The following is a 21,278-nucleotide window of genomic DNA, read 5'->3' as shown; positions in this document are numbered from 1 at the left end:
GCGTGCCGTCTCAGCCCAGTGCCGTGGCCGGCTGGGAAAAGCGCAGGATGGCGGCATCGGGCGCCATCAGCCCCATCAGCACGGCGGGCTGGGTGGCGGCGTTGCCCTCGCCGGCCAGCGGGCTGGTGAGCACCTCCAGCGCCTCGCCCAGTTCCCGCACGCGGCCCCGCAACCCGGCGAAGCAGGCCTCGGTGAGGGCTGCCACCCGCTCCTGCTCGGCCGGCTCCAGCACGATGAAGCCGCCCTGCGCGGCCAGGCGCAGCGCGTTCAGCGCCCGCATCAGCAGCCCCAGCTTGAAGGACCAGAAGCCGCCATCCTCCTCCCAGCGGCCATCCCGGTACAGGCGCACGAAGGGCGTCTCCAGCCGGTGCGAGCCCTTCTCCAGCGGCACGTTGAGGATGCCGAGCTGCACCGCCGCCAGCGCCTGCCGCAGCGCCGCCTGCAGCACCGGCTCCGGCCGGCGCGGCAGCAGCCGGGCCAGCGCCAGCATGGCGGCGGCGTGGCAGTCCAGATAGGCCGTCTTGCCGGCATCGGCGAAGGCGCCGCCCGTCTCCTCCGGCTGCTGCAGCCGCACCAGCAGCGTCAGCCCGTGGTCCAGAAGCTCCGCGTAGCGCGGCTCCTCCGTGGCGCGCAGCATGGTGTCGAGCGAGAGCAGGGCGAAGGCGAGGGAGCGCAGATAGACGCGCCCCGGGCTGGCCTGGCCGTCCGGTCCCAGCCCGGCGAAGAACTGCGTCACGTGCCGGTCGTACCAGACGCGCATCTGCGCCTGGCGCTCCGCCGGCAGCGGCGCCGCATAGGCGTTGTGGGCGGCGAAGAAGATCTGCGTGGCCACCGCGTTGAGGGCGGTGCCGGCATCGGGGCTCAATCCGGCATCGCGGCCGGACAGGATGGCGGGCTCGTCCAGGATGGCCTGGTAGGCGGGCAGCCCGGCCGCCAGCGTGCCGGCCGTCAGCAGCCGCGCTTCCTGGATGCTGGCCTCGGCGCCGCCTTCGACGCGCGGGAAGAGGTAGCGCGTCAGCACCCAGTGCAGCCGGCCGTTCTGCGTCCGGGCCTTGATGCTTTGCAGCGCCTGCGGCGCCAGCGGCGCGATGTGCAGGCCGTTCGCGGCGCCCGGCGCGGTTTCCTCGATGAGGCTGAAAAGGCGGGTCGGCCCCTGGTGCAGCGTGAACAGCTCCGTGCCGGCCGCCGGCAGGGGCAGGAAGCGCCCGTCCCGCTCGGTGAACAGCTGGCCGAAGGGCCGCTCCGCCTCGGCGGACAGCTCGTCGAGCGCGGTGGTCAGGCGCACATTCTCCAGCGTCACGCCCGGCTCGGCGCGCAGCGTCACCCGCAGCAGCAGGCGCGGGTCGCGGGCCTGGATGGTGTATTCGTAGCGCAGCCGCGCCACCACGCGCTCCGTCTTGCGCAGCAGCCCGGCCTGCACCTTCAGCACGCTCTCATGGAACAGCAGCGCGCCCTCCGGCCGCGGCTCCACCCCATAGGCGGCGATGGTATCCTCGACATCCAGGCAATGCTGCTGCCGGCCCAGGCGGAACTCCACGAGGTGGCCGGTGTAGTGCATCTCGCGCCGGGCGGCGCCGCCCCGGACCGACTGGGTCAGCAGGCCGCGCGAGAGGTCGCCGCGGAACTCATAGCCCTGGGTGAGGATGACAAGCTGGCGCGGATCGGCGCTCTGGATGACGCATTCCGGCCCGGCGACGCGGCTGAACAGCAGATGGCCCGTGCCCATGCCGAGCAGGAAGTCGGTCAGCCCGTCAGCCAGCCCGCCCCAGCGCGCGTGCAGGTGCGGCTGGGCCAGCATCTCGGCGGCCGCGGCGCTGTCGGCCACCCAGCACCATTCGGAGGTGGGGAAAGGCAGATGCGTCTCGCGCAGGGCCGGCACCGCCTGCCCGTCCAGCATGACGGTGCGCAGCAGCTTCCGCTCCAGATAGGCAATGAGGCGGTCACGCTCGGGCTCGCGCAGCAATTCGGCCATCGGTCCTTCCGGCTCCGTTCCAGTCCTGTGGCGGCATGATAGGCCGGAAGGCAAGGTGGCGCACGCGGGGCGGCGGATCAACCGCCCAGCCTTCTCTCCCCCCGCGGCGGGCGCTCAGAACAGGGCGAGCTGGCGCGCCGCGCCGGAGGCCACGCCCGCCGCCGGCGGCACGGCGAATTGCGCGCAGTCCAGGCTCTCCTGGCCGGGGCCGGGCGGGCCGGCGCGGTCCAGCCCCAGCCGGCGCGCGGCGACGCGGAAGCGGTGCGCCAGCATCTCCGCATAGGGGCCGGTGCCGGACATGCGCTGGGCGAAGCCGGCATCGTAGGCACGCCCGCCGCGCGTCTGCCGCACCAGCGAGAGCACGCGCTCGGCGCGGTCGGGCATGTGCGCGCGCAGCCAGTCCTCGAACAGCCCGGCGATCTCGAGCGGCAGGCGCAGCAGCACATAGCCGGCGCGGCTGGCGCCCTGGCTGCTGGCGCGCTCCAGGATGCGCTCCAGCTCCATGTCGTTCACCGCCGGAATCATCGGCGCGGCGAGCACGGCGGTGGGGATGCCGGCCGCGGCCAGCGCGCCCAGCGCGGCCAGGCGCCGCTCCGGCGTCGCCGCGCGCGGCTCCAGGATGCGCGCGAGGCCGGCATCGAGCGTGGTGACGGAGATGCACACCCGCACCAGCCGCCGCTCCGCCAGCCGCTTCAGGATGTCGAGGTCCCGCAGCACGCCGGCCGATTTGGTGACGATGGTGAGCGGGTGGCCGAAGCGCTCCAGCACCTCCAGCACGGCGCGGGTCAGCTTCAGCTGCCGCTCCACCGGCTGGTAGGGGTCGGTGTTGGAGCCGAGGGCAATGGGGCGCGGCACGTAGCCGGGCTTGCGCAGCTCCTTCTCCAGCAGCGCCGCCACATCGGCCTTGAAGATCAGCCGCGTCTCGAAATCCAGCCCCGGCGAGAGGCCGAGATAGGCGTGGCTGGGCCGGGCGTAGCAGTAGACGCAGCCATGCTCGCAGCCCCGGTAGGGGTTCACCGCGCGGTCGAACCCGACATCGGGCGAGTTGTTCCAGGCGATGACGGTGCGGGCGGAATCCTTCGTCAGTGTCGTCGGCAGCGGCGGCAGCGCGGCGAAGCTGTCCGCCAGCGTCTCCCAGCCATCGTCGAAGGCTTCCAGGGCCAGGCGGTCGAAGCGCACGGGGGGGTTTCCCGTGGCGCCACGGCCCTTGCGCGTGCCCTCCAGCAGGGCGGAGGCGGCGGGGCGGATGCTGCCCTCCGGCATGGTCGGTTCTTCCTCCGTTCCGGCCCGACTCTGCCGCCGCCGCGCGGCGAAAGTCAAGAACATGGCAGGAACACCATCCCACCCGCCCTGGCGCCGGCGCGACTCGGTCACAGGGAGGGCTGTTCCGACAGCCGCACAATCCTCTATCTCTGCCACGCCAGCTCGCGAGGCCCCATGCACAGAGACACCGTCCTGATCTTTGCCCAGGCCCCGAGGCTGGGCGCGGTGAAGCGCCGCCTGGCCCGGGGCATCGGCGCCATGGCGGCGCTGCGCTTCTACCGCGGCCAGCTCGCGGCGGTCGCCCGCGCCATCGGCCGCGACAGGCGCTGGCGGACCCTGCTCGCCACCACGCCGGACGGCGCCCGCGCCCGCTGGCCGCGCGGCCCCGCCACCGTGCCGCAGGGCCGGGGCGGCCTGGGCGAGAGGCTGGACAACGCCACCCGCCCCCGGCGCGGCCGGGTGGTGGTGGTGGGCAGCGACATCCCCGGCGTCACCGCCGCCGACATCGCCGCCGCCTTCCGCGCCCTCGGCCGGGCGGATGCGGTGTTCGGGCCGGCGGAGGATGGCGGCTACTGGCTGGCCGGCCTCTCGGCGCGGCGGCCCCCCCGCCCCTTCGGGCGGGTGCGCTGGTCCACCGAGCACGCGCTGGCCGATACCCTGGCCAACTTCACCGGCCGCCGCATCGCCCTGCTGCGCACGCTGCGCGACGTGGACACGGCGGAAGACCTGCAGGCCCTGCGCGCGCGTCCCGGCGGCTTCGCCAGCCTGCCGGTGCTGCCGGTGAAGCCCGCCAGCACCCGCAAGGCGAAGCGCCGGAAGCCACGCTGAAGGCAGCCAGAGCGGCGGGCGCGGCATCCCGTGCCCATGCCGCGCCGGTCAGGGACGCACGGCCCGCCGCAATTCCTCGCGGCAGGCGGCGGCCGAGGCCGCGCAGCCGCCCTCCAGCCACCAGCGGCGCACCGCCGCCAGCGCCTGCCCCACCGCCGGGCCGGGCGGCAGGCCCAGCGCCAGCGCGTCCCGCCCCTGCAAAGGGAACACCGGGCGCGGCGTGGCGGCGATGCGCGCGCGCAGCGCGGCGCGGTCCTGCCCGTCGCGCGCCTCGGCGAGCCAGGCGGCTTCCGCCGCCACGCCGGCGGGCAGCTCCGCCAGCCAGCGGCGCAGCGCGGCGCCATCGAGCGCCGGGGCGGGCGGCGGCGCGCCGCACAGGCCGCCCAGCCGCTTCGCCTCCTCGCCCGAGAAGCGCAGCCGGCGCGCCAGGGCGTCGAGCGGCGCGCCGGGCGGCAGCAGCGCGGCCAGGCGCAGCACCGGGTCGGGCGGCGCGGCGAGGCGCTGCAGCGGCGCGAGCTCCTCCGCCTCGGGCAGCACGGCGGCCAGCACGCCCGCCTCGCGCATCAGCGCCAGCGCCCCTGCCGGCTCCGGCGCCTCCAGCAGGCGCTTCAGCTCCATCCACACCCGCTCGGCGGAGAGGCGGGCGAGCCCCGGCACGGCGGCGCGGATGGCGGCCAACGCCGCCGGATCCGGCGCGCCGCGGCCATAGCGGGCATGGAAGCGGAAGAAGCGCAGCACGCGCAGATAGTCCTCCGCCAGCCGCGTCGCCGGGTCGCCCACGAAGCGCACGCGGCCGGCGTCGAGGTCCGCCCGGCCGCCGAAATAGTCCCAGAGCGCCCCTTCGGCATCCATCGACAGGGCGTTGATGGTGAAGTCCCGCCGCGCCGCGTCCTCGCGCCAATCCTCGGTCCAGGCCACGGTGGCGTGGCGGCCATCGGTGGCGAGGTCCCGCCGCAGGCTGGTCACCTCCACCGGCTGGTGGTCCAGCACGGCGGTGACGGTGCCGTGCTGCAGGCCGGTCTCGAACACCTTCAGCCCGGCCGCGCGCAGCCGGGCGGCGATCGCCTCGGGCGGCAGCGGCGCGGCCACGTCCACATCGTGCACGTCGCGGCCGGCCAGCGCGTCGCGCACCGCGCCGCCCACGGCGCGCGCCCCCGGCAGCGCGGCCAGCACGGCGGCGGGGGCGCCCTGGCGCAGCCAGCCGGGCGGGGTGATGCGGTCGGCCGGCGGGTCGCCGGGCGGAAAGCCGGTCGGGAGAGAGGTCATGGCGGCGCAGGCACAGCACGCGGCGGCGCGCCACGCAACACGCATCCAATCAACCCGTGCCGCGTTCAACCGGCAGTCCGCCGCGCCAGCCGGCGCGGCACCATGACCAGGAGAAGCAGAGATGGACGAGAACCGCGTGACCGGCGCCGCCCGCGAGACCATTGGCCGCGTGCAGGACGCCGTGGGCGGCATGACCGGCAACCGCGACTACCAGGCCCGCGGCATGTACAACCAGGCGCAGGGCTCGGCCGAGAACGCCCTCGGCCAGCTCTGCGACAATGTGCGCGAGCAGCCGCTGACCTCGCTCGCGATCGCCGCCGGCATCGGCTACATCCTGGGCCGCCTTCGGATCCTCTGATCCCGCAGGGGGCATTGGCGGGGGCGCCGCGGCGCCCCTGCCCCACCGGTGCCTTTCCTGACATGGCAACCCTGCAGCCCGGCACGGTGTTGCCTTCCTGCCCATCGCGCAGGAACTTCTGATGCCGGACAGCGAACAATTCGATCTCGTCGTCCTCGGGTCCGGCAGCGCCGGCACCAAGGTCGCCACCACCTGCCGAAAGGCGGGCTGGTCGGTCGCCGTGGTGGAGGCGCGCGATTTCGGCGGCACCTGCGCCCTGCGCGGCTGCGAGCCGAAGAAGGTGTTCTGGACGGTTGCCGAGGCCACTGAGCGCGCCCGCAACCTGGCACCGCACGGCGTGGCCGGCGGCGATGCGCTGCGCCTCGACTGGACCGCCGCCCAGGCCTTCAAGCACAGCTTCACCGACCCGGTGCCGGAGAACCGCGAGGCCGCCCTGCGCGCAGCGGGAATCGTGCCGATCCATGGCCAGCCGCGCTTCCTGGCGCCCGACGCCCTGACGGTGGGCGAGCGGCGCCTGGCGGCCCGGCATGTGCTGATCGCCACCGGTGCCGCTCCCGCCCACCTGCCCATCGAGGGCGCCGACCTGCTCGCCACCAGCGACGATTTCCTGCTGCTGGACGCGATGCCGGAGAGCCTTGTGATGGTCGGCGGCGGCTACATCGCCTTCGAGTGCGCGCATCTGGCGGCCCGGGCCGGGGCGCGCGTCACCATCCTGCAGGCCGATGACAGGCCGCTCGCCCAGTTCGAGCCGGACCTGGTGGCGCGGCTGCTGGAGCGCACGCGCGGCCTCGGCATCGAGGTGGCGCTGGGCTGCAAGGCGAGCCGCATTGCCCGCCAGGGCGCGGGCTTCGCCGTCGCCTGCGAGAACGGGCGCGAATTTCAGGCGGCGCTGGTGGTGCATGGGCTGGGCCGCAGCCCCTCCTTGCAGGACCTGGCGCTGGAGGCCGGGCAGGTGGCGGTGGAGAAGGGCCGGCTCTCGCTCGACCCCTATCTGCGCAGCACCAGCAACCCGCGCGTCTTCGCCGCCGGCGACGCCGCCGCGCAGGGGCCGGCGCTGACCCCCGTGGCCAGCCACGACGCCGCCGTGGTGGCGCGCAACATGCTGGAGGGCTGCCACACCAAGCCGGATTACGGCGTGGTGCCGAGCGCCGTCTTCACCATCCCGCCCCTCGCCTCGGTGGGGCTGACCGAGGCGGCAGCGCGCGCGGCCAACCCCGATGTGGAGGTGCGGCAGGGCGACATGGCCGGCTACCAGTCGGTGCGCCGCACCGGGGAGACGGCGGCGGCCTACAAGCTGCTGGTGGCGCCGGGCAGCGGCCAGATCCTCGGCGCGCACCTGCTGGGGCCGGAGGCGCCGGAGGTGATCAACGTCTTCGCCGTGGCGATGCGCGCCGGCATGACGGCCGACGCGCTCGCCCGGATGATGACCGCCTACCCGACCGGCGGCTCCAACATCTCCTCCATGCTGGGCTGAGGGACATGCAGGAAGAATGGGATGTGGTGATCGTCGGCGGCGGTCCGGCGGGGCTGAGCGCGGCGCTGCTGCTGGGCCGGGCACGGCGGCGCGTGCTGCTCTGCGATTCGGGCGAGCACCGCAACGACCGCGCCACGGCCATGCATGGGTTCCTGACGCGGGAAGGCATCGCGCCGGCCGAGTTCCGCCGCATCGCCCGCGCCGAGCTGGCGGCCTATCCCGGCATCCAGGTGGCGCCGGTGGCGGTGACGGATGCCGAGGCCTGCGACGCGGAGGGCGGCTTCGCCGTCACCCTGGCGGGGCGGGAGGCGCCGCTGCGCACCCGCCGCCTGCTGCTGGCCACCGGCCTGCGCGACGAGCTTCCCGCCATCGAGGGGCTGGACGAGCTCTACGGCCGCGACGTGTGGCACTGCCCCTATTGCGATGGCTACGAGCGGCGCGACCGGCCGCTCGCCGTGCACGGGGCAGGGCACGAGGCGGTCCGCATGGCCCTGGAGGTGCGCGGCTGGAGCCACGACCTGGTGCTCTGCACCGATGGCAGCGAGATCCCGGAGCGGGACCGCGCCAAGCTGCGCGGCCTCGGCATCGCGCTGCGGGAATCGCCGCTGGTGGCGCTGGAGGCGGCGGAGGGCCGGCTGCGCGGGCTGCGCTTCGCCGATGGCAGCGTGCTGCCGCGCGCCGGGCTGTTCCTGTCCATGCCGCAGCGGCAGCGCAGCGAGCTGGCGCTGAAGCTCGGCTGCACGCTGACCAGCGGCGGGCTGCTCCGCGCCGGGCATGACGGTTCCACCGCGGTGAAGGGCCTCTACACGGCCGGCGATTCCTCGCCGCACCTGCAGATGGCCATCGTCGCGGCGGCGCAGGGCACCATGGCCGCCTTCGCCATCAATGCCGACCTGCTGCGGCAGGACCTGGCCGCCGAGCGGCGCGACTGAGGCCGCGCGCGGGCGGCCTCACCGCGCCCGCCGCGCCAACCCCTCGCAGCGATTGTCCTCGCCGATGCCGAGCTGGATGGTGGGCAGCAGCGCCAGCGGCAGGGCGATGATGCCGAGCCCCACCGCCGCCCCGCCCCGCGCCCCCAGCTCCACCGGGTCCGGCAGCACGCTCGGGTCGCGGAACGGGCCGCGGATCAGGATGTCCGTGGGCAGGGAGCCGATGGTGAAGCTCTTGGCCTCGGTGCGCAGTGCATAGTCCAGCGTCTCGCGCGCCAGGTTGATGTCGCCACGGCCGCTGATCACCGCATCCTCGGTATCGACCAGCACGGTCCGGGTGGAGAGGACGCCGCGCCGCAGGCCGAGATCGGCCACGAAGCATTGCACCCGCGTGCGGTTGGGCAGGCCCAGCGCCGAGAGGATGGCATTTCCCAGCCGCAGCCCCGAGATATCGACCAGCAGGGCCGAGAGGTTGCCGCCCGCCATGCCGAGGGTGACGGCGCCGTCGCCCCGCCCCAGCATCTCCGCCACGCTGCGGCCCTGGGTCTCGATGCGGGCGGAGCCGCCGATCGCCCCCTGCCCCTCCCCCAGCGGCGTGACGCCCATCAGCCGCGAGAGATCGACGCGCTGGAAGGAGATCCCGGCCTTGGCGCGCAGCCCGCCGCCCTCGGCCGGCGCGGCGTCGAGCTGAAGCTCGATCCGCCCGCGGCCGACGCCGAAGCGCAGCGGCTTCAGCGCGATGGCGCCGTCGGTGATGGCCAGCTCGGCGTGCACATTGTCCAGCGGCATGGCCTGGCCGAGGATCTGGGCGCCGTCATAGTTCAGGCGGATATCGGCGGCCTGCAGCCTGGGCAGGTTCACCGGCGTGTCGGGCAGCACGCGCTGCCGGCGCGCCGGTGCCGCATCGCCCGGCTTGGCGCCGACGAAGCCGCCGAGATCGCCCAGGTCCACCCGCCGGGAGCGCAGGGTGGCCGTCACCAGCGGGCGGGTGCCCTTGCGCGGCTCCACGGCGATGTCGCCGTTCAGGTCGCTGCGGCCGACCCGCCCTTCCATGCCGGTGAAGCGCACGGCGCCCGCCGCGTAGTCCAGCTGGCCGGTGATGCGGTAGGGCGGCGTGGCGGGGATGGGCACGCCGGTCAGCGGCGTCAGCAGCGCCATGTCGGTGCCCGAGAAGTCGAGCCGCAGATTGGCGCCGGCGAAGCGCAGCGGGTCGCTCAGCGTGCCGCGCAGGCTGACCTGGGTCGGGCCGTTCTCCACCGTCAGCTCCACCGGCCAGGGATTGTCGGCATCGCGCAGCGAGAGCACGGCGCCGCCCAGCAGCCGGCCGGTGATGGGCTGGCCGGCGTAGCGCCCCTCGGCGGCGAGGCGCAGCCGGGCGGGCTGCCCCTCCGGATGCTCCGTCCCGGCGGTGACCTGCATGTCGGCGCGCAGCGGCGCCAGCGCCACATGCGCCGCCCCCTCGGTGATGCGCAATTCGCCGATCTGCGGCGCCGGCCCCGGTTCAGCCTCCGGCTCCGGCGCCGCGTCGCCCCCGGACAGGGCGGGGAAGGAATAGTTGTTCCGCCCTTCCGCATCGGCCAGCACCTCCAGCCGGGGGCGGTCGATGGCGATCTCGGGCAGCACGATGCGTCGCTCGCGGATGAAGGCCATCACGTCCACGCGCACGCGCAGGCGCGGCACGGCGGCGAAGGGCGGATCGGCCGGAAAGCCTTCCGGGTTGTCCACGCGCAGGTCGGTGAGGGTGATGTCGGTGAGCCGGCCGAGGCTGACATCCAGCCCGCCGATCTGCACGGGGCGGCCGAGCGCCGCCTCGGCGCGCCGCTCCAGCAGCGGGATGAACCAGGCCCAGGACCACAGCAGGACCAGGGCGAAGAGCAGCAGCGCCGGGATGCCGGTCCAGATCAGCACGCGGCGCAAAGGTCGTGCCGCCATGGGTCAGGCCCTCCCGCTCTTGGGGCTGCCGGCGCCGGCAGCCCTGCGGGAAGGAAAGCGCGGAAAGGCCCCAGGGTTGCGTCCGCGTTGCGGCGGGGGTGGGGATCAACCCACCGCCCGCGCCGCGGGATCAGCCGCCCGGGCGGCCCGCGTCGAAGCCGAGGAAGCCACGGTCCGGCTTCGGCGCGCCGCCATCCTCGGCCCAGAGGCGCGGCGCGACGGGCGCCGGGCGGGGCTCGGCGGCCATGCGCGGCGCCGGCGACGGGCGCGGGGCCGGACCCCGCGCGAGGGCGGGCGGGGTGGAGGGCGCGGCTGCCTGGGATGGCACGCTGATCGGCGCCGGCCCGCGCGAGGACAGCAGGAAGAAGGCGATCTCGCTGCGCCCCTGGTCCACGGCCGAATCGATCGGCGTCAGGCCCAGCATGTTGCGCGCGCCGAGGTCGGCGCCACGCGCCATGGCATCGCGCGCGGCGGCCATGTCGCCCCGGTTGATGGCGTCGAACAGCGCCTCGTTGGGGCCGAGATTCTGCCCCGCCTCGGCCGGGATCGGCGGCGCGCTGGGCCGGCCGGCCAGGCCCGGCAGGGCGGGCGGCTCGGCGCGGCGCTGCTGCGGCTGGGCTTCGGGCGTCATCGGCCCGCGCAGCCGCTGGTATTGCTCCTGGGCCTGGGCGGGCCGGCCAGGGACCAGGGCGGCAGCCAGGCCGGCGGCCAGGGCGGCACCCGTCAGGGCGAGGGAGGCGAGCATCGGGAGACGGCGCATGGCGACCTCTCTAGAACATTTTCGGCGCCCGGCGAAGCCACCCGGCGCGATCCTGGGCCACAGGGGCGGCCGGCCGCCGCGTCAGCCGCAGCCCTGGCCCCGCAGGGTGAAGCTCTCCACCCGGTCGTTGCGGATGGCGAAGGTCATGTCGCACTGCACCACCGCGTAGCTGGACGGCACGGCCCAGGGGCGGCGATAGCCGTAATAGCCATAGCCCCAGGGATCGCCCGGCACCATCACCGTCTGCCGCTGCTCGAACTGCAGGAAGCGGCGGCCCTCCGTCTCGTAGCTGCGGACGGGCACGCCGAGCTGCGCCACCAGATCCCCCTCGCTGCGGTTGATGAAGGTGGCCAGCCGCTGCTCCAGCGTCGGGCCGGGCGCGGCGCAGGCGGCCAGCAGGACTGGCAAGGCAAGGCTCGGAATCAGGCGGCGCATGGTTGGACCCTCCACACCCTACATAGGAAACGCAGGGGATGGCGGCAAAGTGGCGGCAGGATCAACGTCCCTCGCGCCGCCAGGCGACCAGCGCCAGCCCCAGCACCAGCGGCAGGGCCAGCCAGGGCGGCAGCAATGGCAGGGCGGCGATTCCCGTCACCAGATGGTCCTGGTTGCGGCGCAGCCCGATCCAGCTTCCCCCCGTGGCATCCCGCCCCAGGGCCACGCGGCGCAGCTCGGGCAGCGCCGGGGCCTCGGCCACGCCCAGCCAGTGGGCGCCGCCGCCGGTGGCGCGGGCCAGCGGCAGGGCGGCACCAGCATCGGCGCGGAGGTCGGCCATCTCCAGCGGGTTGGCGGCGGCGGCGGCGGCGAAGGCGGTGCGGCGGCCATCGCTGGCCTGCCACACGCCGGGCAGGCCGGCGGGCAGCTCCAGCACCGCCTGCCCGCCGCCCGAGGGCTGCGGCACGCGGCGCGTGACCGTGCCGTCCGGCGCGGTGATGGCAATCTCGGGCGGCGTGCCGGCCTCGACGCTGCGGCGCGTGACGGTGAGGGTGCCGCCCTCGATGCGGGCGGTCAGGTCCTCCTCCTCCAGCTCCGGCTCCTTCATCAGCCAGTGGGCGGCGCGGCGCAGCAGCTCGGCCTGCGGGCCGCCGCCATCATGCCCGCGCGACCACAGCCAGATCTGGTCGGACATCAGCAGGGCGACGCGCCCCTCCCCCACCCGGTCCAGTTGCAGCAGCGGGTCGCCGCCCGGGCCGTCCATCACCGTCACGCCGCTCTGCGGCTGGGCGCGGAGGTGGCGGTACCAGCGGCCCCAGGCGGGCTCGGCATTGCCGGCATTGGCGCCGGCGAGGCCCTGGGTGACGGGGTGGCGCGTGCCGGCCTCCGTCACGCGCGGGCGGAAGGCGCCCTCCGCCAGGGCACCATTGCCGGCGCCCGCCGTGGCGGGCCGGGCGGGCAGCACCTGCCCCAGCGGCGTGCCGGCGAGGCTGGACGGCCCGGTGAACTCCGGCCCCACCGAGAGCAGCAGCGCGCCGCCGCCGCGCACATAGTCGGCGATGTTGCGCAGGTACATCGGCGGCAGGATGCCGCGGTTGCTGAAGCGGTCGAAGACGATCAGGTCGAACTCGCGCAGCTTCACCTGGAACAGCTCGCGCACCGGGAAGGCGATCAGCGCCAGCTCGTTCAGCGGCGTCAGGTCGTCCTTCTCCGGCGGGCGGAGGATGGTGAAGTGGACGAGATCGACATTCGGATCCGCCTTCAGCAGGCGGCGCCAGGTGCGCTCGCCGGAATGCGGCTCGCCCGAGACCAGCAGCACGCGCAGCCGGTCCCGCACCCCGTTCACCGTGACGACGGCGCGGTTGTTCAGCGGCGAGACCTCCCCCGCCCTCGCCTCGGCGGTCAGCTCCACCACGCTCGGGCCGCCGCGCTCGATGGGCAGGGTGATGCGGTGCTCGCGCCCGAGCGGCACGCTCTCCACCCGCGGCGGGGCGCCATCCCGCCGCAGGGTGAGGCGCACGGCGCCGCCCGTCTCCCGCGCGCCGAGATCCTCCACCACCACGCGCAGTTCCACGCTGCGGCCGACGATGCCGTAGCCCGGCGCCTCGATGATCCGGATGCGCCGGTCCGTCTCGCCCGGCTGGCCGGGCAGCACCAGGTGCAGCGGCGCCTCGAAGGAGGGCTGGGCCGGGATGTCGTGCGCCTGCCCGTCGGTCAGGGCGATGATGCCGGCCAGCCGGGCGCGCGGGATCTCGGCCAGCGCGCGGTCGATGGCGGTGAAGAGACGGGTGCCCTGCCGCCCGCCCTCCGGCAGGTCGACGGTGCGCAGCTCCAGGTCGGGGAAGCGGGCGGCGGCCTGCTCGATGGCGCTGCGGGCGGCATCGAGCTGCGCGGCACGAGGGCCGATGCGGGCGGAATCGCTGCGGTCCTGCACCAGCAGAGCGATGTCCGGCCGGGTCTCGCGCGTCTCCTCGACGAGGCGGGGATTGGCCAGCGCCAGCAGCAGCACGGCGAAGGAGAGCGCCCGCCACCCCACGCCCCGCGCCCGCCGCCACAGAGCCGGCGCCAGCGCCAGCAGGGCCAGCAGCGCCAGCGCCCCCAGCAGCCAGAGCGGCAGGATGGGCGCGAAGTCGAGACCGGCGATGGCCTGGCGCATGGTGGGCTACTCCGCTGTACGGGCGGGAGGAAGAGAAGCGATTCTTCTTTTTCTGAAGAAAAAGAAGCAAAAAGACTTTTCAAGTTTGGCGTCACACTTCTCAGCGGGTGCGGCGCCAACGAACAAAAGTTTTTTGGTTCTTTTTTCCAAAAAAGAACCCTTCAATTCCCCAGCCTTTCGAGGATGGCTGGCACATGGACCTGGTCGCCCTTGTAGTTGCCGGTCAGCGCGTACATCACGAGGTTGACGCCGAAGCGGTAGGCCAGCGTGCGCTGCCGCGCGCCCCCGGGGATGACGGCGTAGGGGTTGTTGCCCCGCGCATCGACGGCCCAGGCCCCCGCCCAGTCATGCCCGCCGATGATAACGGGGCTGACGCTGTCATTCGCCCGGTCCTCCTGCCGCGAGACCCAGACCTGCCCGCCGGCGAAGCGCCCCGGCAACTCGGGCGGCAGCAGGTAGAAGGAGCGGGTCAGCACATGCTCCGGTGAGACGGGGGCGAGCGGCGGGATCGCCAGCGGCCGCGTCACGCGCTGCAAGGCCGCGGCGGCGCCGGGGGCGAAGCCCTCGCCCGAACCCTCGCCGCGCGTGTCGATGAGGATGATGCCGCCCTGGCGCATGAAGTCGTTCAGCGCGCCGGCGGCGGCGCCGGCGGGCGTCGGCGTCTCGGCGGTGATCACCCAGTAGAGCAGCGGCAGGGTGGAGAGGTCGTCCTGCCCCGGACGGACGGCCACCGGCTCGCCCAGCGCGGCGGCGGTGCGGCGGTTGACGTAGTCCGAGAGGCCGACGAGCCCCTGGCGCACCGTCTCGTCCAGCCCGGCATCCTCGCTGGCGACATAGCCGATGCGGGTGGCCAGCGGCATGTCTTGCGCCCAGGCGGGGGTGGAGGCCAGCGCCACCAGCAGCGGCAGCGCCGCCAGCCGCGCGGCGCGCCCGATAAGCCCGCGCTGCACCAGCGAGAGCAGCAGGTCCGCCGCCAGCAGCAGCAGCGCGGCGGCGAGCAGCCAGGGCCCCAGGTCGCGCTCCGCCGGCACGCCGCCGATGGCCTGGAAGGCGGTGCCAGGCGGCGGCGCCGCCAGGGCACGCGGCGCGGGCAGACTCGCGGAAAGGTTCAGCGCGCGGCGCTCGCCGCCCTCGCCCGGCACGCCGTACCAGCCGGGCGGGTGGCGCGGCCCCGGCGCCGTCTCGGCGAAGCGGTTGGCGGGAATGGCGCCCGCCCCGCCCGGTGCGGGCCCAAGGCGGCCGAAGCCGTCCATCGTCTCCAGCGGCGCCAGCGGCTGGCTGCCCTCGGCGCCCGCCACGCCGGAGGAGAGGGCCACGACCCGCCGCAGCATGTCGATGAACAGGCCGGAGAGCGGCAGGTTGGACCACTCGGCATTGGCGGTGACGTGGAACAGCACGATGCGCCCGGCGCCGCGCGCCTCGGCGGTGACGAGCGGGGTGCCGTCGGCCAGCCGCGCCCATGTGCGGTCGGAGAGCTGCGGCCCCGGCTCGGCCAGCACCTGGGTGGAGATGGCCACCTCGGCCGGGGTGGGCAGGCCGGCGAAGGGCGAGCTGTCGGCGAAGGGGGCGAGGCCCTGCGGCTGCTCCCAGGAGAGCGCGCCGCCAAGCTGCCGCTCCCCCGCGCGCAGCCGCACCGGCAGCAGCGGGTCCGGCGCCTCAGCCAGGCGCGGCCCGGCGAAGCGGATCAGCGTGCCGCCCTCCTCCACCCAGCGGGCGAGCGCGGCGCGCTCGGCGCCCTCGGGCAGCGGGCGGTCGGCCAGCACCATGACGGCGAGCTGGCGCGAGAGCAGCGGCGCGACACCCCCCTGGCGCAGCTCGGCATAGGGCTCCAGCGCCCGCTCCAGGTAGTAGAGCGGGCCGATCAGCGGCGTGGAGGCGCCCTGCTCCACCGGCCCGACCAGCCCGACGGGGCGGCGGCGGAAGCGCTCGTCGAGCAGCACGGCGGCGCCGGCTGTCTCCTCGCCCTCGATCTCCAGCCGGGTGATCTGGTTGCGGATCTCGATCGGCAGGTCGAGCGCCGCCTCGCCCGCCTCCCCTCCGGCGGCCACGGGGATGGTGGCGCGGGCGAGCGCCCGGCCGTCGCCGGTGCGGGCCAGCACCGCCACCTCGCCCGCCATGGCGGCGGGGGCCTGGCGCAGGGCGAGGTGCAGCCGGTCCGGCTCGGCGCGGGGCGGCAGCAGCAGGCGGGTGGCGCGGCCCTCGGCGCGGGCGAGGGTCAGCGGGCCGGCGGCGGTTAACGTCTCGGCCAACGGCGTGAAGCCATCCCCCTGTGCCTGGTGCTCCACGCCATCGGCCAGATAGAGGCTGGCGAAGCCGCCGGGGTTCTGCGACACCCAGGCCTGCAGGGCGGCCAGGGCGGCGGCGCGGTCCGGCGCCCAGGGCTTCGGGCGCAGCGCGGCGAGCCGGGCGCGCAGCGCCTCGGCCGGCATCAGCGCGGTGGCGCGGAGCGCCTCGCCATTCTCGGCCGGCGCGGTGGTGAGCAGGGCGGCGCGGCGGCCCTCGCGCGCGGCGGCCTCCAGCGCGGCCTGGGCGGCGGCGGCGCGGGCCGGCCAGTCGGCGGCGCTGGGCCAACCATCATCGACCACCAGCAGCAGCGGCCCATCGCCCTGCGCGGCGGCGCCCGGCCCCCAGACGGGGCGGGAGAGGCCGAGCACGATCAGCGCCGCCGCGGCCAGGCGCAGCAGCAGCAGCCACCAGGGCGTGCGGGCGGGCGTCTCCTCCGGCGCCGGCAGGTCGCGCAGCAGGCGCAGCGCCGGGAAGGCCTGCCGGCGCGGCGCCGGCGGCGTGACGCGCAGCAGCCACCAGATCAGCGGCAGGGCCGGCAGCGCCAGCAGCAGCCAGGGGGCGACGAAGCCGATCGGACCGAGGGACAGCACGCGCGAGCCTCTCCTTCTGGATGGGCCGTCTCAGGAACTAGCCGGGCGCCAGGGCCTGCCACAGCGCCAGCAGGGCCGCCTCCGGCGGCGTGTCGGTGCGGTGGGTGGCGAAGGACCAGCCCGCGGCGCCGGCGATGGCGGCGAGACCCGCCCGGTGCGCCGCCAGCCGCTCGGCATACAATGCACGCACACCCTCAACGCGCGGTAACAGCAGCGGGGTTTCCGTGGCCGCCATGCCTTCGAAGCGCACCCGCCCGGCATAGGGCAGCGTCTCCTCCGCCGGGTCCAGCACCTGCAGCAGGTGGCCGCGCACGCCGCGCCCGGCCAGCGCCGCCACCGCCGCCCGGATCTCCTCCAGCGGCGCCAGGAAATCGCCGAACAGCACGGCGCGAGCGTGGCGGGGCAGCGCCTCGTCGGCGGCAGGCGGCGCGTGGCGGGAAAGGGCATCGGCCACCGAGGCCAGGGCGCCGCGTCCGGCGAAGGCGCGGCGGGCGCCCAGCAGCCGCACCCGCTCGCCGCCGCGCAGCAGCAGCGAGGCCAGCGCCAGCAGCAGCAGCTCGGCGCGCTCGCGCTTCTCGGGGCGGTCGCGGCCGCCGCGCCAGGCCATGCCGGGGGCGGCGTCGCGCCACAGCGCAACGCTCTGCGCCGCCTCCCACTCGGTTTCCCGCACGAAGAGGCGGTCGGACTTGGCGCTCTGCCGCCAGTCGATGCGGCCCACCGCGTCGCCGGCCAGATAGGGGCGGAACTGCCAGAAGGCATCGCCCTGGCCGGCGCGGCGGCGGCCGTGCACGCCCTGCATCACCGTGGCCGCCACGCGCTCGGCCGCCACCACCAGCGGCGGCAGGCGGCCGCCCAGCGCCTCGGCGGCGAGCGGGTTCAGCGGCGGGGCAGGCCCGCGAGGCGACGGCTCAGCCAAGGCTGGCCTTCAGCGCGCCGATCACATCCGCGAGCTTCACGCCATCGGCCCGGGCCGAGAAATTCAGCGCCATCCGGTGGCGCAGCACCGGCTCGGCCAGCGCCAGCACGTCCTCCACGCTGGGGGCCAGGCGGCCATCCAGCACGGCGCGGGCGCGGGTGGCCAGCATCAGCGCCTGCGCCGCGCGCGGGCCGGGACCCCAGGCGAGGTGCTGGCGCACGGCGGGCAGGGTGCCGGTCTCCGGCCGGGCGCCGCGCACCAGTTTCAGGATGGCGTCCAGCACCTGCTCGCCCACCGGGATGCGGCGGATCAGCGCCTGCGCGGCCAGCAGCTCGGCGGCGGTCATGGCGGGCTCGGCGCGCGCCTCGGCGCTGCCGGTGGTGGCCAGCAGCATGGCGCGCTCCGCCGCCTCGTCCGGATAGGTGACCTCGATCTCCAGCAGGAAGCGGTCGAGCTGCGCCTCGGGCAGCGGATAGGTGCCCTCCTGCTCGATCGGGTTCTGCGTGGCCAGCACATGGAAGGGGGCGGGCAGCGGGTGGGCCTGGCCGGCGATGGCCACCTTCCGCTCCTGCATCGCCTGCAACAGGGCGGACTGGGTGCGCGGGCTGGCGCGGTTGATCTCATCGGCCATCAGCAGCTGGCAGAAGACGGGGCCCTTGATGAAGCGGAAGGCGCGCCGGCCGTCCGCCCCCTCCTCCAGCACCTCGGAGCCCAGGATGTCGGCCGGCATCAGGTCGGGGGTGAACTGCACGCGGCTCTCATCGAGCCCCAGCACGGTGCCGAGCGTCTCCACCAGCCGCGTCTTGCCCAGGCCCGGCACGCCCACCAGCAGCACATGCCCGCCGGAGAGGATGGTGATCAGCACCTGCTCCACCACCTCGGGCTGGCCGAAGATCACCCGCCCCACCGCGGCGCGGACACGGGCCAGGCGGGTGCCCAGCGCCTCCACCTCCGCGACGAGGATGTTCGGATCGGTGGGGTCGGCCACTTCAACCATGCCGCTACGCCTCCTTATATAGACCGGATATGGGAAGCCGGCCCGCCTTGGCCAGCCCGCCCCTTCTGCCAGGAGCGAGACTTGGGGAAGCCTATGACCGTCGGGCGCATGGACGAAGCATTGAAACAATCCGCAGGCGAGAATGCCTGCCGACGACGGGAGGATGCTGCCGCCGTGCTGAACACCGCACCGCCGAAGGGCCGCACCGGGACCGCCCCGGGCCCGGCCCGCCCGAAACACGATTGCGGCATGCTGGACATGCGAATCGCCAAGGATGGCTCCTGGCACTACCAGGGCAGCCCGATCGGCCGGAAGGAGCTGGTCTGCCTCTTCGCCTCCGTGCTGAAGCGCGAGGCGGATGGCCGCTACCTGCTGGAGACCCCGGTGGAGCGCGGCGAGATCACCGTCGAGGACGCGCCCTTCGTCGCCGTCGAGGTGTTCTGGCGCCGCTGCGAGGGGCGGCAATGCCTGACCTTCCGCACCAACCTCGACGAGATGGTGACGGCCGATGCCGACCACCCGATCCGCGTCGCCATCGACCGCCGCTCGCGCGAGCCGCGCCCCTACGTGATGGTGCGGCCGGGGCTGGAGGCGCGCATCAACCGCGCCGTCTTCTACGAGCTGGTGGCCCTGGCCGAGACGGAGAAGGTGGAAGGCCGCGAGCTGCTGGGCGTCTGGAGCGAGGGGGTGTTCTTCCCCATCGACGAGGTGCCGGCCGAGTCGCGCAACGGGGCCGCCGCCGCGGAATGAGCGCCGCCGCATGAGCCCTGCCGCATGAGGGCGGCCGCGTGAACGACGCGCCGCTGCCCGTGCCCGCCGCCCCGCCGCTGGATGTGGCGGAGGTGGCCCGCCGCCTCTCCGACCCGGCCCGGCTGGCGCGGGGCGGCGGCACCGTGCCGCCGGAGGGCGGCCGCGCCGCCGCCGTGCTGGTGCCCGTGGTGCTGCACGAGGCCGGCCCCACCCTGCTGCTGACCCTGCGGGCGGAGCGGCTTTCCAGCCATGCCGGGCAGGTGGCCTTCCCTGGCGGCCGCATCGAGCCGGGGGAGAACCCGGAGCAGGCGGCCCTGCGGGAGGCGGCGGAGGAGGTCGGGCTCGACCCGCGCCTGCCCCGCATCCTCGGCCGGCTGCCGGAGCATGTCACCGGCACCGGCTTCCACGTGACGCCGGTGCTGGCGCTGCTGGAGCCGCCGCTGAACCTGATGCCCTCGCCGGACGAGGTGGCGCTGGTCTTCGAATACGCGCTGGCCCCGCTGCTCGACCCGGCGCTGCCGCAGCGCCAGAGCGCGCTGTGGAAGGGCGAGCGGCGGCATTTCTACGTCTGGCCGCACGAGACGCATTACGTGTGGGGCGCCACGGCGGCCATCATGCACAGCCTGGCGGTGGCGCTGCGGGAGGCCTAGCCGGCCGCGTCCTCCGCCGCCAGGCTCGCCCGCATCCAGGCCAGGAAGGCGCGGGCCGCCGGCCCCTCCGCCCGGGCCGAGAAGGGAATCGCCGCCAGCCCCTCGGCGAAGGGGGCGAAGCCGCAGGGGGCGGCGAGCCGGCCCTGCTCCAGCGCCTCCCGCGCCATGCGCCGCTCCAGCAGTGCCACGCCGAGGCCGCCCAGGGCCGCCTCCAGGCAGAGATGGGTGTGCGGGAAGCGCAGCTCGGCCGCGCAATCCACGTAGCACCCGGTGGCCTCCTGCCACAGCGCCCAGGCGCGCGGCGTGTGTTCCTGCGCGATCCGCGCCGGCGCGCGCAGGGCGCCGGGCGTCACCGCCACCGGGTAGCCGGGGGCGCAGACCGGGCCGAAGGCCACGCCCCCCAGCGGCAGGGCGCGCGCCCGGTCGGCCGGCGGATAGGCGGCGCGGTCCCAGGCGATGACCAGGTCCGCCCCCTCCTGCCGCAGCTGCCGCGCCGAGGTCATGGAAAGCCGCAGCCGCACGCCCGGATGCGCGCCGTAGAACCCGCCCAGCCGCGGCACCAGCCAGCGCATGGCGAAGGTGGCGCTGCACGCCACGTGCAGCGAGGGGCCGTGCGCCTCCTCCAGCACGGAGCGCCAGCCCTCCTCCAGCGCATCCAGCGCCCCGGCCACCTGGCGGCGCAGCGCCTCGCCCTGCGCGTTCAGGCGGATGCCGGTGCCGGCGCGGTCGAACAGCGGCACGCCCGCCGCCTCCTGCAGGGCGCGGATCTGCCGGCTGACGGCGCCATGGGTGCGGCCCAGCTCCGCCGCCGCCCGCCCCACCGAGTTCAGTCGCGCCGCCGCCTCGAAGGCGCGCAGCGCGGAGAGCGGCGGCAGGCGCCGGGGCTTCCCCTCCCCCTCCGGCATGGCGGGCTCCTTGGTGAGTTTTCCGCACCGATGGGCGGCGCCGAACTCGATATCGGCAGCGCCGCGCCGCGTCTAGAGAAGGCGCGGCATTCACCAAGGAGGGCCGGTCGGCATGGCCATCATCCGGACGATCGAGGCGCTGGAGCAGCTCTATGGCGGCGCGGCGGCGGTGGGCGAGGCCTCCACCGCCAAGGTGGCGGACCACGTCACGCCGGAGTACCGGCGGATCATCGAGGCGGCGCCCTTCCTGGCGCTGGCCACCGTGGGGCCGGAGGGGCTGGACTGCTCGCCGCGTGGCGACCGCGGCGCGGTGGCGGTGGTGGACGGCCCCCGCCGCCTGCTGCTGCCCGACCGGCGCGGCAACAACCGCATCGACAGCCTGCGCAACGTGGTGCGCGACCCGCGCGTGGCGCTGATGTTCCTGATCCCCGGCAGCGGCAACGCGCTGCGCGTCAATGGCGCGGCGCATCTGGAGGACGACCCGGCCCTGCTGGAGCGCCTCTCGGCCGAGGGAAGGGCGCCGCGCAGCGTCATGGTGATCGCGGTGCGGGAGGTCTATTTCCAGTGCGCCCGCGCCATCCTCCGCGCCGGGCTGTGGCAGGCGGAGCGGCAGGTGGACCCGGCGACGCTGCCCAGCCCCGGCCGCATCCTGGCGGCGATGAGCGGCGGCCGCGTCGGCGGCGAGGCCTATGACCGGGAATGGCCGGAGCGGGCGCGGCAATCCATGTGGTGAGGCGGCGGAGGCATTTGGCAGGCGGCCGCGCCGGGCCTATCTGTGGGGGCCGGCGCGCCTTCCCTCCGCGGCGCCGCCC

General features: G+C 75.2%; 18 protein-coding genes. 7 read left to right on the top strand and 11 right to left on the bottom strand.

Going from position 1 to position 21,278, the window contains the following annotated elements; translation table 11 throughout:
• Positions 1-10: 10 nt before the first annotated feature.
• Both CR165_RS20800 and CR165_RS20795 read right to left on the bottom strand, forming a co-directional pair.
• Complete coding sequence (locus CR165_RS20800) at positions 11-1,972, bottom strand: hypothetical protein (protein ID WP_109518860.1); 1,962 nt, start codon at positions 1,970-1,972, stop codon at positions 11-13.
• A gap of 114 nt (positions 1,973-2,086) precedes the next feature.
• Positions 2,087-3,235, bottom strand: coding sequence for a PA0069 family radical SAM protein (locus CR165_RS20795; RefSeq protein WP_109518859.1), 1,149 nt, complete (start codon positions 3,233-3,235; stop codon positions 2,087-2,089).
• Positions 3,236-3,409: 174 nt separating this feature from the next.
• On the opposite strand from CR165_RS20795, the gene CR165_RS20790 reads away from it, so the two are divergent.
• Positions 3,410-4,063 carry a TIGR04282 family arsenosugar biosynthesis glycosyltransferase gene (locus tag CR165_RS20790; RefSeq protein WP_109518858.1) on the top strand — a complete coding sequence of 218 codons (654 nt, stop codon included), beginning with the start codon at positions 3,410-3,412 and terminating at the stop codon, positions 4,061-4,063.
• 48 nt (positions 4,064-4,111) lie between these two features.
• Here the strand turns inward: CR165_RS20790 and CR165_RS20785 are convergent, their stop codons facing one another.
• Positions 4,112-5,329 carry a CCA tRNA nucleotidyltransferase gene (locus tag CR165_RS20785; RefSeq protein ID WP_109518857.1) on the bottom strand — a complete coding sequence of 406 codons (1,218 nt, stop codon included), beginning with the start codon at positions 5,327-5,329 and terminating at the stop codon, positions 4,112-4,114.
• Between the two features lie 121 nt (positions 5,330-5,450).
• Between CR165_RS20785 and CR165_RS20780 the strand changes: the two genes are divergently transcribed.
• The 3 genes from CR165_RS20780 to CR165_RS20770 all read left to right on the top strand — a co-directional run bounded on the left by CR165_RS20780 (position 5,451) and on the right by CR165_RS20770 (position 8,093).
• Positions 5,451-5,687 carry a CsbD family protein gene (locus CR165_RS20780; protein WP_109518856.1) on the top strand — a complete coding sequence of 79 codons (237 nt, stop codon included), beginning with the start codon at positions 5,451-5,453 and terminating at the stop codon, positions 5,685-5,687.
• Between the two features lie 121 nt (positions 5,688-5,808).
• Entirely contained in the window at positions 5,809-7,161 is a 1,353-nt protein-coding gene (locus CR165_RS20775; protein WP_109518855.1) for a dihydrolipoyl dehydrogenase family protein, read from the top strand.
• Positions 7,162-7,166: 5 nt separating this feature from the next.
• A complete protein-coding gene (locus CR165_RS20770; RefSeq protein WP_109518854.1) occupies positions 7,167-8,093 on the top strand; it encodes an NAD(P)/FAD-dependent oxidoreductase in 927 nt (308 codons plus the stop codon).
• Between the two features lie 18 nt (positions 8,094-8,111).
• Here CR165_RS20770 and CR165_RS20765 read toward each other — a convergent pair whose 3' ends face one another.
• The 7 genes from CR165_RS20765 to CR165_RS20735 all read right to left on the bottom strand — a co-directional run bounded on the left by CR165_RS20765 (position 8,112) and on the right by CR165_RS20735 (position 18,161).
• Positions 8,112-10,022: an AsmA family protein gene (locus CR165_RS20765; protein WP_109518853.1), complete on the bottom strand. Its 1,911-nt coding sequence runs from the start codon at positions 10,020-10,022 to the stop codon at positions 8,112-8,114.
• A 130-nt stretch (positions 10,023-10,152) separates the two neighbouring features.
• Positions 10,153-10,782, bottom strand: a complete 630-nt coding sequence (locus tag CR165_RS20760) for an ankyrin repeat domain-containing protein (protein ID WP_146201967.1) — start codon at positions 10,780-10,782, stop codon at positions 10,153-10,155.
• 81 nt (positions 10,783-10,863) lie between these two features.
• Positions 10,864-11,217, bottom strand: coding sequence for a hypothetical protein (locus CR165_RS20755; RefSeq protein WP_109518851.1), 354 nt, complete (start codon positions 11,215-11,217; stop codon positions 10,864-10,866).
• A 61-nt stretch (positions 11,218-11,278) separates the two neighbouring features.
• Positions 11,279-13,372, bottom strand: a complete 2,094-nt coding sequence (locus tag CR165_RS20750) for a hypothetical protein (RefSeq protein WP_109518850.1) — start codon at positions 13,370-13,372, stop codon at positions 11,279-11,281.
• Positions 13,373-13,533: 161 nt separating this feature from the next.
• Complete coding sequence (locus tag CR165_RS20745) at positions 13,534-16,248, bottom strand: DUF4159 domain-containing protein (RefSeq protein ID WP_181378267.1); 2,715 nt, start codon at positions 16,246-16,248, stop codon at positions 13,534-13,536.
• Between the two features lie 37 nt (positions 16,249-16,285).
• Positions 16,286-17,164 carry a DUF58 domain-containing protein gene (locus CR165_RS20740; RefSeq protein WP_245906640.1) on the bottom strand — a complete coding sequence of 293 codons (879 nt, stop codon included), beginning with the start codon at positions 17,162-17,164 and terminating at the stop codon, positions 16,286-16,288.
• A complete protein-coding gene (locus CR165_RS20735) occupies positions 17,157-18,161 on the bottom strand; it encodes an AAA family ATPase (RefSeq protein ID WP_109518849.1) in 1,005 nt (334 codons plus the stop codon). Before CR165_RS20735 ends, CR165_RS20740 begins: the two co-directional genes overlap by 8 nt.
• Positions 18,162-18,410: 249 nt before the next feature.
• Here CR165_RS20735 and CR165_RS20730 point away from each other — a divergent pair, with 249 nt between their 5' ends.
• Together CR165_RS20730 and CR165_RS20725 are read left to right on the top strand one after the other, a co-directional pair.
• Positions 18,411-18,911, top strand: a complete 501-nt coding sequence (locus CR165_RS20730) for a DUF1285 domain-containing protein (protein ID WP_245906638.1) — start codon at positions 18,411-18,413, stop codon at positions 18,909-18,911.
• 38 nt (positions 18,912-18,949) lie between these two features.
• Positions 18,950-19,561, top strand: a complete 612-nt coding sequence (locus CR165_RS20725) for a CoA pyrophosphatase (RefSeq protein WP_109518848.1) — start codon at positions 18,950-18,952, stop codon at positions 19,559-19,561.
• Here CR165_RS20725 and CR165_RS20720 read toward each other — a convergent pair.
• On the bottom strand, positions 19,558-20,466 hold the full coding sequence (locus tag CR165_RS20720; RefSeq protein ID WP_109518847.1) for a LysR substrate-binding domain-containing protein: 909 nt from the start codon (positions 20,464-20,466) through the stop codon (positions 19,558-19,560). The two genes, CR165_RS20725 and CR165_RS20720, sit on opposite strands and share 4 nt — an antisense overlap.
• 112 nt (positions 20,467-20,578) lie before the next feature.
• On the opposite strand from CR165_RS20720, the gene CR165_RS20715 reads away from it, so the two are divergent.
• Positions 20,579-21,199, top strand: a complete 621-nt coding sequence (locus CR165_RS20715; RefSeq protein WP_109518846.1) for a pyridoxamine 5'-phosphate oxidase family protein — start codon at positions 20,579-20,581, stop codon at positions 21,197-21,199.
• Positions 21,200-21,278: the final 79 nt, after the last annotated feature.

The sequence above is a fragment of the Teichococcus aestuarii genome (assembly GCF_003116135.1).
Classification (GTDB): Bacteria; Pseudomonadota; Alphaproteobacteria; order Acetobacterales; family Acetobacteraceae; genus Pseudoroseomonas; species Pseudoroseomonas aestuarii.
This window is presented reverse-complemented; position numbering and strand designations above follow the sequence as displayed.

What these genes read in the sequence shown, in the direction of transcription:
- CR165_RS20780 (WP_109518856.1), top strand. Translation starts at nt 5,451, where the DNA reads ATGGACGAGAACCGCGTGACCGGCGCCGCCCGCGAGACCATTGGCCGC.
- CR165_RS20755 (WP_109518851.1), bottom strand. Translation starts at nt 11,217, where the DNA reads ATGCGCCGCCTGATTCCGAGCCTTGCCTTGCCAGTCCTGCTGGCCGCC.
- CR165_RS20785 (WP_109518857.1), bottom strand. Translation starts at nt 5,329, where the DNA reads ATGACCTCTCTCCCGACCGGCTTTCCGCCCGGCGACCCGCCGGCCGAC.
- CR165_RS20715 (WP_109518846.1), top strand. Translation starts at nt 20,579, where the DNA reads ATGGCCATCATCCGGACGATCGAGGCGCTGGAGCAGCTCTATGGCGGC.
- CR165_RS20800 (WP_109518860.1), bottom strand. Translation starts at nt 1,972, where the DNA reads ATGGCCGAATTGCTGCGCGAGCCCGAGCGTGACCGCCTCATTGCCTAT.
- CR165_RS20795 (WP_109518859.1), bottom strand. Translation starts at nt 3,235, where the DNA reads ATGCCGGAGGGCAGCATCCGCCCCGCCGCCTCCGCCCTGCTGGAGGGC.
- CR165_RS20790 (WP_109518858.1), top strand. Translation starts at nt 3,410, where the DNA reads ATGCACAGAGACACCGTCCTGATCTTTGCCCAGGCCCCGAGGCTGGGC.
- CR165_RS20735 (WP_109518849.1), bottom strand. Translation starts at nt 18,161, where the DNA reads ATGGTTGAAGTGGCCGACCCCACCGATCCGAACATCCTCGTCGCGGAG.
- CR165_RS20730 (WP_245906638.1), top strand. Translation starts at nt 18,411, where the DNA reads ATGCTGGACATGCGAATCGCCAAGGATGGCTCCTGGCACTACCAGGGC.
- CR165_RS20720 (WP_109518847.1), bottom strand. Translation starts at nt 20,466, where the DNA reads ATGCCGGAGGGGGAGGGGAAGCCCCGGCGCCTGCCGCCGCTCTCCGCG.
- CR165_RS20765 (WP_109518853.1), bottom strand. Translation starts at nt 10,022, where the DNA reads ATGGCGGCACGACCTTTGCGCCGCGTGCTGATCTGGACCGGCATCCCG.
- CR165_RS20775 (WP_109518855.1), top strand. Translation starts at nt 5,809, where the DNA reads ATGCCGGACAGCGAACAATTCGATCTCGTCGTCCTCGGGTCCGGCAGC.
- CR165_RS20760 (WP_146201967.1), bottom strand. Translation starts at nt 10,782, where the DNA reads ATGCGCCGTCTCCCGATGCTCGCCTCCCTCGCCCTGACGGGTGCCGCC.
- CR165_RS20750 (WP_109518850.1), bottom strand. Translation starts at nt 13,372, where the DNA reads ATGCGCCAGGCCATCGCCGGTCTCGACTTCGCGCCCATCCTGCCGCTC.
- CR165_RS20770 (WP_109518854.1), top strand. Translation starts at nt 7,167, where the DNA reads ATGCAGGAAGAATGGGATGTGGTGATCGTCGGCGGCGGTCCGGCGGGG.